Source organism: Dasania sp. GY-MA-18 (genome assembly GCF_024734385.1).
GTDB classification, from domain to species: Bacteria; Pseudomonadota; Gammaproteobacteria; order Pseudomonadales; family Dasaniaceae; genus Dasania; species Dasania phycosphaerae.
Map to the genome: position 1 here is coordinate 12,593 of NZ_JANHAP010000008.1, position 13,048 is coordinate 25,640.

Annotated in this window: 8 protein-coding genes; 7 read left to right on the forward strand and 1 reads right to left on the reverse strand. The window is 44.9% G+C overall.

Annotated elements, in window-relative coordinates; genetic code table 11:
* The first annotated feature begins 17 nt into the window (after window positions 1-17).
* Both NO559_RS10440 and NO559_RS10445 read left to right on the forward strand, forming a co-directional pair.
* Complete coding sequence (locus NO559_RS10440) at window positions 18-3,278, forward strand: type I restriction endonuclease subunit R (RefSeq protein WP_258331772.1); 3,261 nt, start codon at window positions 18-20, stop codon at window positions 3,276-3,278.
* 3 nt (window positions 3,279-3,281) lie between these two features.
* On the forward strand, window positions 3,282-4,133 hold the full coding sequence (locus NO559_RS10445; RefSeq protein ID WP_258331773.1) for a GIY-YIG nuclease family protein: 852 nt from the start codon (window positions 3,282-3,284) through the stop codon (window positions 4,131-4,133).
* 1,039 nt (window positions 4,134-5,172) lie between these two features.
* On the opposite strand, the gene NO559_RS10450 is transcribed toward NO559_RS10445, so the two are convergent.
* Window positions 5,173-5,481: a hypothetical protein gene (locus NO559_RS10450; RefSeq protein ID WP_258331774.1), complete on the reverse strand. Its 309-nt coding sequence runs from the start codon at window positions 5,479-5,481 to the stop codon at window positions 5,173-5,175.
* 106 nt (window positions 5,482-5,587) lie between these two features.
* Between NO559_RS10450 and NO559_RS10455 the strand changes: the two genes are divergently transcribed.
* The 5 genes from NO559_RS10455 (at window position 5,588) to NO559_RS10475 (ending at window position 12,914) form a co-directional block, all read left to right on the forward strand.
* Window positions 5,588-6,682 carry a type IV toxin-antitoxin system AbiEi family antitoxin gene (locus NO559_RS10455; RefSeq protein WP_258331775.1) on the forward strand — a complete coding sequence of 365 codons (1,095 nt, stop codon included), beginning with the start codon at window positions 5,588-5,590 and terminating at the stop codon, window positions 6,680-6,682.
* The gene (locus NO559_RS10460) at window positions 6,645-7,502 is read left to right on the forward strand and encodes a nucleotidyl transferase AbiEii/AbiGii toxin family protein (RefSeq protein ID WP_258331776.1); all 858 of its coding nucleotides are present in this window, start codon (window positions 6,645-6,647) and stop codon (window positions 7,500-7,502) included. Before NO559_RS10455 ends, NO559_RS10460 begins: the two co-directional genes overlap by 38 nt.
* A gap of 66 nt (window positions 7,503-7,568) precedes the next feature.
* The gene (locus tag NO559_RS10465; RefSeq protein WP_258331777.1) at window positions 7,569-10,172 is read left to right on the forward strand and encodes an N-6 DNA methylase; all 2,604 of its coding nucleotides are present in this window, start codon (window positions 7,569-7,571) and stop codon (window positions 10,170-10,172) included.
* The gene (locus NO559_RS10470; RefSeq protein WP_258331778.1) at window positions 10,165-11,454 is read left to right on the forward strand and encodes a restriction endonuclease subunit S; all 1,290 of its coding nucleotides are present in this window, start codon (window positions 10,165-10,167) and stop codon (window positions 11,452-11,454) included. The genes NO559_RS10465 and NO559_RS10470 overlap by 8 nt, the downstream gene beginning before the upstream one ends.
* Window positions 11,445-12,914, forward strand: a complete 1,470-nt coding sequence (locus tag NO559_RS10475) for an ATP-binding protein (RefSeq protein WP_258331779.1) — start codon at window positions 11,445-11,447, stop codon at window positions 12,912-12,914. Before NO559_RS10470 ends, NO559_RS10475 begins: the two co-directional genes overlap by 10 nt.
* Window positions 12,915-13,048: the final 134 nt, after the last annotated feature.

Genomic DNA, 13,048 nt, shown 5'->3' on the forward strand with positions numbered 1-13,048 from the left:
GATAGGGATTTTATGGTATGGGTAAAGCTAACGAGCTTACATTCCAAAACGACATGATTCGGCAGCTAGTTGCCAACGGCTGGCTGCTGGGTAAACCAGAAGGCTACAATCGTGAACTGGCCTTGTATGAAGAGGATGTGTTGGGCTTTGTTAAAGAGACTCAAGACGAGCAATGGCAAAAGTTTTGTGCGCTTTACCCTAACGATACGGAAGCTAAGTTTTTACAGCGTGTAGCAACGCAGCTCAATAAAGCCGACCCCAATGCCGCCAATAAAGAAATGCGCACCTTTGGTACCTTAGGTGTATTGCGCCATGAGCTACGTGACCGTGGCACGCGCTTTAGTTTATGCCAGTTTAAACCCGAGCATGATTTAAACCCTGAGACATTGGAGCGTTACGGTAAGAACCGTTTACGAGTAGTGCCGGAGTTGGTCTATAGTCCCTGGTGTAAATCTGAAGAGACGACGGAAGGCGAGCAAGCAGCCACTGGTGCAAAGGCCAAGGCCTGGCGTATCGACTTAGTGATGTTTGTTAATGGCTTACCCGTGGCTACCTTAGAGTTAAAGAGTGAGTTTAAACAAGCAGTACAAAATGCCATTAAACAGTACAAAGCCACACGTTTAGCTATAGACCCCGCAACCAAGAAGCCAGAGCCTTTACTCACCTTTAAACGTGGCGCATTAGTGCATTTTGCGGTGAGCCAATACGAAGTGTATATGGCTACACGCCTGGAAGGCGCTGACACCTTCTTTTTACCGTTTAATAAAGGCACTAATGCCGGTGGTGCGGGTAATGATACCCCAGAGAATAAAAACCAATACGCCACGGATTACTTGTGGAATGAGGTGCTACTGCCCGATAACCTGCTGAATATACTTGCCCGCTTTGTGCATTTACAAATAGAAGAGAAAGAGGATTGGGAAGGGCGTAAATACAAAAAAGAAACGCTAATCTTCCCTCGTTACCACCAGTGGGATGTGGTAAGTAAGTTGGTAGATGCGGCCCGCACCGAAGGCCCTGGTCATAAATATTTAATACAGCATAGTGCAGGCTCAGGTAAATCCAATTCTATAGCCTGGTCGGCCCATCAGCTATCGGCCATACATACAGCCAAGGGTAATAAACTATTCGATTCCGTCATCGTAGTAACCGATAGAACGGTGTTGGACGATCAGTTACAAGAAACCATCTCACAGTTTACAGCGGTAGAAGGGGTAGTGGGGCGTATTAACCGCAACGAAGGCGACGGTTCTAAATCAGAAAAGCTGGCAGCGGCTTTGGAAAGCTCACAGCCTATTATTATCGTTACCATTCAAACTTTTCCCTATGTGTTAAAGGCGATAGAAAACAGCGTCAACCTGAAGCAGCGTAACTACGTGGTAATTGCCGATGAGGCGCACAGCTCGCAAACGGGTAGCACTGCACGGCAGCTAAAAGAAGTGTTGATGATCGATGGGCAGGGTGATGATGAAGAGCTCAGCACCGACGATATTTTAGATGCCGCAGTGGCGTCACGCAAAGCATCGAAGAATTTAAGTTATTTAGCGTTCACAGCTACCCCTAAAACAAAAACCTTAGAGTTGTTTGGTCGCTTGCCCAATCCCAATGAGCAGTCATCCAAAACTAACAAGCCCGTAGCCTACCATGTGTACAGCATGCGCCAGGCTATAGAGGAAGGCTTTATATTAGATGTGCTGAAAAACTACACCAACTATAAAGTGGCCTATAACCTAGCCATGAAGATAGCGGGTAGCGACCAAGAGGTAGAGAGTAAGAAGGCTAAGGTAAAACTCAATCAATGGGTACGCCTACACGATTACAATATCAGCCAAAAGGTTCAGGTGATTGTTGAACATTTTAAAGATAACGTAATGGGTTTATTAGGTGGCCAAGCTAAGGCCATGATAGTAACTAGCTCTCGCAAAGAGGCTGTACGTTATAAAATGTCTTTTGATAAGTATATAGTCGACAAGGGCTATCACAAGATGCATGCCATGGTGGCCTTTTCGGGTGAGGTAGAGTTTAACGATAAAGACCCTAACTCCTCAGGCGTTATAGGCGAGAAGTTTACAGAGGGGAGTATGAACCCCAATCTCAAAGGCCGTGATATGCGTAAGGCTTTTGACAGTGATGATTACCAGGTAATGATAGTAGCGAATAAGTTTCAGACAGGGTTTGACCAACCTAAGCTTTGTGCCATGTATGTCGATAAAAAGCTGGGTGGTGTGGAGTGTGTACAAACCTTGTCACGTTTAAACCGTGTGTACCCCAGTAAAGCGGAGACGGGTACCTTCGTACTGGACTTCTTTAACGAGCCTGAAGATATACTTGAAGCTTTTCAACCGTATTATCAAACGGCTGAGCTTGCTGATGTCTCAAACCCTGATGTGATCTTTGACCTATTTGATAAGCTGCGTGCTGCCGGTATTTTTACCTGGTCTGAAGTTGAGCAGTTCTGTGAATTCTTCTTTGTTAAAAGTAAAAGCAATGCCGCTATTGCCAATATCTGCAAGCCAGCAATAGAGCGTTGGAGTAATCGCTACAAATCGGCTGTTGCGGCTTTTAAACAATCAAAAGATATGTTTAACCGCACTAAGAAAACCGGTGACGCTGTTTTAATAGCTAATGCAGAGAACAGCCTTAAAGAGTGTAAGCAAGAGAAAGACGCCTTAGAAATATTTAAGAAAGATCTAGGCTCATTCGTTCGCTTCTATGAGTTTATGTCACAGATCGTAGATTATGATGATAAAAATTTAGAGAAACTTAGCCTCTACGCTCGAAACCTACGCCCTATGTTACGCGAAACGGTTGTGGACGAAGACGAGATAGATTTAAGTAACGTGACTCTCAGCCATTACCGCGTGTCTAAAATCAAACAGCAAGATATAGAGTTAAAGGAAGATGCTGAGGGCTATGATTTAGAGCCTGGTGATAGTTTAGGCTCTGCCTCAGCTAAAGATAAAAAAGAGGAATACCTTTCGCAAATTATCGTGCGTCTTAATGAATTGTTTATCACTGATGAGCTAACTGAAAAAGACATGGTTAATTACGCCTACACCATTAGAGACAAAGTAAGTGAAAATGCATTGGTAATGAAGCAGCTTGCCAATAATAGCCCTGAGCAGGCATTGCTAGGTGACTTCACCAAAGCGGTTGATGACGCTGTAATGGATAGTAGTGAAGCGCACAGTAATCAGATGATGCAGCTGTTGTCTAACCCAGAGAAGGCCGCTGGTTTTTCTAGGTTGATTTTTGATTTACTGAAGTTGAGTGAGTAGGTAATGAACGGGATCATCTCATTAAATACACTCTTCCCTGATCTAGATTGGCAAGACGTAAAGATACATGTGGCGCAGAAGTCAGGAAAAACCCGCCCAATCGATGTGTTTACTCATAGTTTCGATGAATGGCAAAATCGTTGGAATGGTAATTTTCATAGTAACCACTGCTGGAATCGCCCACTTATTTTTTCAATAATTGAGCTACCAATGGAAAGGGACCGTTGGCTTTTTGGTGGTATTTTTAATGTCATATCACATAAGAAAGGTAAGAAGAATGGGAAGGATGGCGAAGTGTATAAAGTCGGCCTCCATTCTATGGGGTCTGAGTTTATAGGGCGTTTAAAGGTTGGTTGGACAAAAGATGCTCGCAGTAAAGGCCGAAAGCCCGAAAGTATTCTGGCGGATATGGTTGTTGCGGAGGTTATGCCTGAACCCTATGTTGGTGAAGATTTCCCTGGCTATGCATATATTAACCATGATTATCAAACCTTAGAGAATTTATGGTCAGACGCTAAGCAAGACTGGCTTTCTGCTTTAATACACTGCCAAGGTGTATACCTTATATCGGATATTAAAACGGGGATGCGGTACGTAGGTTCTGCGTCAGGAGAAGAGGGCATATGGTCTCGTTGGGCTACGTATTTTAAAACTGGTGGTCACGCTAATAATAAATTATTAAAAAACTTGCTGAATAAAAGAGGTAATGGAGTTGATTACGCACGAGCTAATTTTCAGTTTAGTTTGTTAGAGCAGGCATCGTCTCGTGATAGTGAGCAATATATAATCCAGAGGGAAGTTTTTTGGAAAAATGCGCTGCTATCTAGAGGTGAGTTTGGGCTTAATGATAATTAAAGGATTAATGATTTAAATCTAACAGGGTGTATCACTATATTACGCTTGGCTTAGCTATCATGCTGGCCACCTTGATAGTTTGTTGCTATAGTCTGTCACACATTTTGTCACACAATTAAAAATGCTGAGAAAATAAATCCTTTAGAAACAATGGGTTATGATTCATTTCGTGGAGCCTTCTCGATCCCGCTAGGCTCCACCAATTAAATAAAAAAACCCACGTCGCAAGACGTGGGTTTTTTTATTTAAACTGCTTGTATCTGTGGGAGTGAGTTTAAGCTTACGGTTCACAAGGAGCGAAGCGACGAAGATACCCAAAGCACTCATTTTATATATTTGCTTTCGTGGGGCAGGCTCGCGCCCGTTTTATTCAGGGCGGCCCCGCAGGGGTGAGGCTGAAAGCCAAATAAACCCGCTAGGCTCCACCAAGATTACAAAAAAGCCCGCATCAATTGATGCGGGCTTTTTTGTTTCTGTTTGATTTTTAAGCAGTAGGTTTTTCGTAAAGTGCCACTCCGTCATGCCGGCCCACGAGCCGGTATCCAAAATCTTTTACTGGGAACTAGCGGCTACAATCTAGCAACTTTCCTCATGCCCGTCATACCGGACCACGAGCCGGTATCAATAATCTCCGGCTTACAGATTACGTATTCTCATACAAAATTTAGCTTATTGCCCCTATTATTACACTGGGTTAAAAATTTTTAATTTTATAGCGTAGCTCTGCATAAAAATAATCTTAGTGTTTGTGTCAGCTGTTGCATGTGTGGGCAAAAAAATGTGGTATCGCCAAGTGAAATACCGACAATTTTCTATTTATTGGGAAAGGTTAGTTAGGCATAAAAGATATTGAATAGGCTCCAGGCAAGCTATTCATTAAAGCCCGTAAATCAAAGGCTGACTTGAATTGATTGATGATAAGTATTAAGCGGTATTTCCTACCTATGCTTTATCTTATTTAACACCAAAAACGCAACGCCTATTGCAGCGCTAATATGAAGCGGCTTAGCCCTCCACACTGTCGCCAGCCAAGCGGCAGTTAGTAGGTTGGTACCTGGCTTACGGCTAGGGTGTAAGTTAGGGAGGGCTTAAATGTGGCGGATGATTCACCCCATGTTTCTAGGCTGTTGCCAGCAAACTTGTTCGCTTCGCTTATTGTTGCTTGTTCCTGTGGATACGCTGAGCCTTCACGCCAGCGTCGCAAGCCTATAAGTCGGTAATGGCTACCGGCTGATCGCAGCTGGGGGGGGGCGTGCTCAGCCTTGTCGTCCATGGGGGGGGCATTGCTATGGGGTGCCCGCCATACGGTTACCTGTTTTATTTGCCTATAAACAGTTATTTTGTTCACTATTATTATTTGTACATTAATAATGTACATGCTATTTTTATGAACAAAATACTTTGTTGTGATGATATAACTGTACGAATAGGCCCCAGCTAAAGGAGGGGTTCAGATGAAAAGAGTCAATGAAATCGGCCTTTTACAGGATGCAGTAAAAGCCTTTAAAAAAGAAACAGGCCTGAAAATAGCCATTATAAAAAACGCCTTTATGGAAGAAGGACGCCCCCTAGGTGGTTTGGTAGAGCTGCCTAATGGGGCTGGGCAGCTGGCAGTGGGGCTTAAAAATTGGGCCGCCCAAGCTAATTTGGGGGCAATAGCAAACCAAATTGAGCGGCTACCTATAGAGGGCATGTTGGTTGCAGATTATATAAACCCCAATATGGCAGCAAAGCTGCGTGCTATGGCTATCCAATTTATCGATACGGCAGGTAATGCCTATATTAATAAGCCGCCCCTGTATGTATGGGTAACAACGAACAAGAACGAGAAAGCACAAGAGGCAAAAAAAGAAGCGCCGAATCGTGCCTTTGATGCCGCAGGCTTAAAAGTAATTTTTGGGTTGCTGTGCGATCAACAATTAATCAATGCAGCCTATCGCGAAATCGCCGAAAAAACAGGCGTGGCGCTAGGTACTGTCGGCAAAGTGATTGATGGCCTAAAAGAAACGGGCTTTGTAGTGGATAGGGGCAAAGGTAAACAGGGCCGTCGTTTAGTAAATAGGCATAAATTGCTAGATAGGTGGGTAGAGGCTTATCCCGAAAAGTTAAAGCCTAAGTGCCGGGTTGGTGATTTTGTAGCCGATAATCCTAGTTGGTGGAAAACCATAAACATAGAAAAGTTTGGTGCATATTGGGGGGGCGAAGTCGCCGCCACTAAATACACCGGCTACCTTAAGCCCCAGGTAGTTACTGTCTATTTACCTGAACAGCTAGGTAACAAATTTTTAGCTGCAGCAAAGTTAAAAAAAGCGTTAGAATGGACCGCCGATGGGCCAGGTATAGTTAAAATTTATCGCCCGTTTTGGCCGCAAAAAATAATAGACACGGTTGGCGAAGGAAAAAACCAACCTATAGCTAAAACTCATGCTGGCTTAGTTCACCCCATTTTGGCTTATGCCGATCTGATAGCTACAGCTGATAGCAGAAACCTGGAAACCGCAAGGAAGATATATGAGCAGCACATTGCTGAACATATCGGGCAAGATTGATACTAAAGCCGTAGCGCTTTACGCCATAGTAAGCGAAGTGACAGCGCAACTGGCAATGCCATTTGTGGTAGTGGGCGCATCCGCCAGAGATGTGGTTTTACACTATGGTCACGGTGCAAATATGCAACGAGCTACCGAAGATATAGACTTTGGTATACAAGTGCCTGACTGGTCAGCTTTCAAAATCGTAAAAAAGCGGTTGCTGGCAAAAGGTTTTAACGCCGCAAGGGAAGAGCACAGGCTGATTAGCCCAGATAATATGCAAGTTGATATTGTGCCTTTCGGCAAAATTGAAGATGAACATGCCAATATTGCTTGGCCCCCTGAAGGTGGCTGGGTGATGAATGTGTTGGGCTTTCAAGAGGTTTGCGACCATGCAGAAACGGTACGCATACAAAATAGCCCAATAGTCGATATTCCTGTTGCTACGCCACAGGGTATGGCGCTGTTAAAGCTAATCGCATGGTTAGACCGTGAAGCTGATATGCGTATAAAAGACGCCAAAGATTTTCTTTATCTACTCACCAATTATGAAATCATTCCCTCAGTTAAAAACAGCCTGTATGAGAGCCCTGCATTAATGGAACATTACGAGTGGGACTTAAGCCTAGCCGCAGCCCACCAGCTAGGTATAAACGCAAGGGGCTTAGCAAAAGAACCAACTGCAAATACTATAACCAAGCTATTTAATGGTGGGCATGACAAGCTCACTTTAGAACAGCTCATTAGCGAAATGGGTGGGCGTAGTGATGATCAATACACAAATAACGAAGTATTAACCAATGCCTTTATTAAAGGCTTTTTGCAAAGCAAAAAATAAGTAACAAAAAATTAATAGTGTTGAGTTTAATTCAATGCTCAAACATATTTAGGCAGTAAATAATTAATGGCACAGCACAAATTAACCCTAAGCAAACTCGAATCTCTACTGTTCAAAGCCTGCGACATTCTACGCGGCAAGATGGATGCCTCCGAGTACAAAGAATACATCTTCGGCATGTTGTTTTTAAAACGCATGTCCGATCAATACGAGGCCGACCGTGCCGCCAAGCGTAAAAAGCTAGAGGAAGAGGGTCGTGACGAAGCCACCATCCAAAAACTGCTCGATAGCAAACGCCAATACGATTACTACGTGCCCGAGCGCGCCCGCTGGTCAAAATTACAACACATTAAAGAGAACGTCGGCACGGAGCTCAACAAAGCCCTGGCCGAGCTAGAAGACAATAACGTCGAAAAAGGCCTGCAAGACGTACTCAAGCACATCAACTTCAACCGCAAGGTAGGGCAAAAGCCCATGTCGGATGAAACCTTAGTCGATTTCATTCAGCACTTTACCGGCATCCCCCTGGCCAATGATGATTTTGAGTTCCCCGATCTACTGGGTGCCGCCTACGAATACCTCATTAAATACTTCGCCGATACCGCCGGTAAAAAAGGCGGCGAGTTCTATACCCCTGCCGAAGTGGTGCGCTTATTGGTGGAGCTTATCGAGCCCGCCGAAGGCCACGAAGTGTACGACCCCACCTGTGGCTCTGGCGGTATGCTGATACAAAGCAAGCAATACGTCGAAGAAACCGGTGGCGATTCGCGCAACGTACACCTGTTTGGCCAAGAGAGTAACGATGGCACCTGGTCTATCAGCAAAATGAACATGATTTTGCACGCCGCCGGTGGCGCCAATATTCAAAACGAAGATACCCTAGCCAAACCCCAGCACCTCACCGCCAATGGCGAAGTGCGTGCCTTCGATAGGGTAATAGCCAATCCACCGTTTTCACAAAACTACTCCAAAACCGGCATGACCCACACCGGCCGCTTTCACACCTGGCTACCCGAAGGCGGCAAAAAAGCCGACTTTATGTTTGTGCAGCACATGGTGGCCAGTCTTAAACAAAACGGAAAAATGGCCGTGGTAATGCCACACGGCGTATTATTCCGCGGTGGTGAAGAGCGCGCCTGCCGCCAAAAAATGATAGAAGACGGCATACTCGAAGCGGTTATCGGCTTACCCCAAGGCCTGTTCTACGGCACTGGCATACCCGCCTGTGTATTAGTGGTGAATAAAAACCACGCCACCGAACGCAAGCAAGTCATCTTTATCAATGCCGACCGCGAATACAAAGAGGGCAAAAACCAAAACAGCCTACGCCCCGAAGATATAGAAAAAATCACCCACGTTTATCAAGCGCTAGCCAATGGTGGCGAAGCTATAGAAGGCTATGCCCGCGCCGTAGGTCTGCAAGAGCTGCAAGACGAAGACTTTAACCTCAACATTCGCCGCTACGTGGATAACAGTCCAGCCCCCGAACCCCACGATGTAACCGCCCACCTTAACGGTGGTGTGCCCAATAACGAGATAGACGCGCTAGAGGCTTACTGGCAAAACTACCCAGGCTTAAAAACGCTGCTGTTTACCTCGCGTGCTCAACCTGAGGCGGTTAAACAAAACACCTACAGTGATTTTAATGCGGTGATACAAAACAAAGCCGATATTAAAACCACCATAGAGGCCAACCCCGCGCTGCTAGCCAAGCACAACGAGCTAAGCACCGCCTTAAACACCTGGTGGCAAGATACCTTTACCCCAGAGTTCTACAGCTTGGGCGATAAGCTCACCGGCTCCAAAGGCGTGTTTGCCCTGCGCCGTGATGCCCTCAATAGCATTGTTAAGGCCTTGCTGCCCTTAAACCTGTTAAGTATTTATCAAATACGCGGTGCCATGGCCAACAACTTTAAAAAGCAAGAGGCCGATTTAAAATCCATCGCCAACAGCGGCTGGAACGCCGAGCTCATCCCCGATGCTGAAATACTGCAATCACAGTTCCCCGAAGTATTAGAAAATTTAAAAACCGACCAAGCCCGCATCACCGAGTTAGAGGCGCTGTTTGCCGCCGCTAACGAGGTTGAGGATGAATACGCCGAAACCGACGAGGGCGATAGTGAAAGCGGCGTATTACCCAAGGCACTGGTTAAACAACTAAAAGCCGACAAAAAAGAAATCAACGGCCAACTGCGCGACCTTAAAAAAGAACTTAAATACGCAAAGAAAGATCCAGAAACACAAACCGCTATTTCTCGTCATTCTCGCGAAGGCGGGAATCTGGTTGAGATATTGGAAAGAAAGATTGATGTGCTAGCACAGGCTAATGAAGCAATCGATGCCAAGCTAGCCCAGCACAGCGCACTAGAGAAAGAGCTAAAAGACTTAAAAGCCGGCCTAAAAGAGGCCGAGAAAAAGAAGGACGATTTGATCGAAGCTGCTCGTAGCAAAATCAGTAATGTAGAGGCTAAAGCGTTAATTGAAGCGCGTTTTAAAGCCGAGCTAGAGGCTGACTTTAATACTCATATTCGTACTCTTACCACCAGCTTGGTCAAAGCAGTAGAAAATCTGCACGATAAATATGCCGTAACCGTGAAAGATATACTTGCCCAACGTGATCAAGAAGCCAAGTTGCTGGATGGCTTTATGAAGGAGATGGGGTATGAGTGAGTGGAGAGAATATAAGTTAGGTGAGCATGCTAGGCCTATATCAGGTTTTCCCTTTAGTTCATCAGGCTTCTCCAGTGAAGAGGGCTTTCCTCTTATCAGAATTCGTGACTTGATTGATGGTAAGACAGATTTAAAGTTTAGTGGTGAGTTTGATAAAGCATACATTGTTAATAAAGGGGATTTATTAATTGGTATGGATGGCGATTTTCATCTAGTGAAATGGAAGGGTCAACCAGCATTACTTAATCAACGAATTTTAAAGTTAATTGAAAACAAAGAATCTGAATTGAGCTTAGAGTTTCTGTTCTATTGGCTAGATCCATTCTTACTTGAAGTGAACGATAAAACAGCGGCGACCACTGTAAAGCACCTGTCTACATATGATGTGGTTAACGCGTTGGTTATAGCTCCTTCATACGAACAACAAAAAAAAATCGCCAACATCCTAACCACCGTCGATAATCTCATCGAAAAAACACAAGCCTTAATTGATAAATACACCCAAATCAAACAAGGCATGATGGCCGATCTATTTACCCGCGGCATAGACCTCAGCGGCACACCACAGACCAACCCCAACCACGGTCAACTACGCCCAAGCGTAGAAGACGCTCCTGAGCTATATCAACAAACCGAATTGGGTTGGGTGCCGAAGGAGTGGGGGGGTAAAAGGTTAGAAGATCTACTTGCAGAAGTACCTTCCGCGATGAGGAGCGGGCCTTTTGGTAGTGCTTTGCTAAAATATGAGCTGGTTGAAAACGGTATTCCGCTCCTTGGTATTGATAATATATTTGTCGAAAATTTTTCTAATAACTATCGCCGATTTGTTACACAAGAGAAATTCAATGAGTTATCTCGATATGCTGTTCGACCTAATGATGTAGTAATTACAATTATGGGCACAGTCGGCCGTTGTTGTGTTGTGCCAACTGATATAGGAAAGGCACTTTCATCAAAGCATCTATGGGCTATGTCGTTTGATAAGGCTCAAGTTATTGCAGAACTCGTATGCTGGCAATTGAATTATGCGCCATGGGTTAAATCCTGGTTTCATCAAAAATCACAAGGCGGGATTATGGAGGCTATTCAATCTTCAACCTTGAAAAATTTGCTACTACCTGTGCCACCGTTAGAAGAACAGATAAATATAAAAGATATATATATTAATCTGCACAATAGAATAAACAAAGAAAAATCATACCTGCAAAAATTAGGGCTTCAGAAAAAAGGCCTAATGCAAGATCTACTAACAGGAAAAGTGCAGGTGAATACATGCCCATAGACCAAAGCCCTGAACAGCTGCAGTCATTACTGCGTGAGCTGTGCCGTTTGCCCAGCGAAACCGAGTGGGTAGAGTTTAAGCGCAACAACACCGACCCTAAAATGATAGGGGAGACCATATCGGCCTTGGCTAATTCGGCAGCTTTGGTAGGTAAGCAATCGGCTTATTTGGTTTGGGGTGTTGAGGATGAAAGCCATAAAATAGTCGGCACGCAGTTTAAGCCTTCGCTCGCCAAACACAATCAACAAGAGTTAGAGAGTTGGTTGTTGCAAAAAACGGCACCCAAGATTCATTTCCGTTTTTATGAGCTGCTGGTGGGCAATGACCTACCGGTGGTGATTCTTGAGGTTCAGGCCGCCACCCACACGCCGGTGCAGTTTGATGGCGTTGAGTTTATACGGGTAGGTTCCTATAAGAAAAAGTTACATGAGTTTAAAGAGAAGGAACGTGCTTTATGGCGTGTGTTTGATAAAACACCGTTTGAGTTTCAGGCGGCGGCTGAAAACCTTAGTGTTGAAGCGGTACTTAAGCTGCTCGATTACCCTTCGTATTTTGATTTAACTGACCAATCTTTACCCGAGGGGCGTAGTGGTATTTTGGCCGCCTTAGAGGCCGAGCGTTTTATCACGCTTAATGACAGCGGTACTTATAATATTAGTAATTTAGGGGCGATATTGTGGGCTAAAAAGCTACAGGATTTTCGCCATTTAAACCGTAAGGCGGTGCGCTTAATTTTGTACCGCGGTAATAATCGCATTGAGACGATTCGCGAACTGGAGGGCAATAAAGGTTATGCACTGGGTTTTGAGGGTTTGATCGATTACATCAAAACCCTACTCCCTTCCAACGAGGAAATAGGCAAGGCCTTTCGTAAAGAGGTGCCCATGTATCCCGAGCTGGCGATACGTGAGTTAGTGGCCAATGCCATTATTCACCAAGATTTTTCATTGACGGGCACGGGCCCGATGATTGAACTGTTCGATACACGTATGGAAATAACCAACCCCGGGCTGCCGTTGGTTGATACCGACCGCTTTATTGATACGCCACCTCAAAGCCGCAATGAGGCGTTGGCCTCTTTTATGCGCCGCATTAATATTTGTGAGGAGCGTGGTACGGGTATTGATAAGGTGGTGTTTCAAACGGAGTTCTACCAGTTACCAGCGCCAGTGTTTGAAGTGACGGATAAGCATACCCGTGCGGTGTTGTTTGCCTATAAAGATTTTGCCGCTATGGACAAGGAGGACAGGGTGCACGCCTGCTATATGCACTGCTGCCTTAAATACGTAAACCGCGAACATATGAACAATGCCTCATTGAGAGAGCGTTTTAGTATTGAGGTTAAGAACAGCGCCATGGTAAGCCGTATTATCAAAGATACCTTAAAAACTGGGCTTATACGGCCCTATGACCCAGATGCGGGTAGCAAGGCGATGCGCTATATCCCGCACTGGGCCTAATTTGCTTGACCGTTGCTTGACTGGCTGCCTGATATGGCTTGTGGTTTACGGTCAGGGTTTTTATAACTCATTGAATATAAAGGGTTTTTTGTGTTTTCTCCAGATGCCATTTGCTTGATCAATGGGTACTAAAT

Bases quoted from the DNA above. Each gene is read 5' to 3' on its own strand.
- NO559_RS10445 (WP_258331773.1), top strand. From the start codon at position 3,282: ATGAACGGGATCATCTCATTAAATACACTCTTCCCTGATCTAGATTGG.
- NO559_RS10470 (WP_258331778.1), top strand. From the start codon at position 10,165: ATGAGTGAGTGGAGAGAATATAAGTTAGGTGAGCATGCTAGGCCTATA.
- NO559_RS10440 (WP_258331772.1), top strand. From the start codon at position 18: ATGGGTAAAGCTAACGAGCTTACATTCCAAAACGACATGATTCGGCAG.
- NO559_RS10475 (WP_258331779.1), top strand. From the start codon at position 11,445: ATGCCCATAGACCAAAGCCCTGAACAGCTGCAGTCATTACTGCGTGAG.
- NO559_RS10460 (WP_258331776.1), top strand. From the start codon at position 6,645: ATGAGCAGCACATTGCTGAACATATCGGGCAAGATTGATACTAAAGCC.
- NO559_RS10455 (WP_258331775.1), top strand. From the start codon at position 5,588: ATGAAAAGAGTCAATGAAATCGGCCTTTTACAGGATGCAGTAAAAGCC.
- NO559_RS10465 (WP_258331777.1), top strand. From the start codon at position 7,569: ATGGCACAGCACAAATTAACCCTAAGCAAACTCGAATCTCTACTGTTC.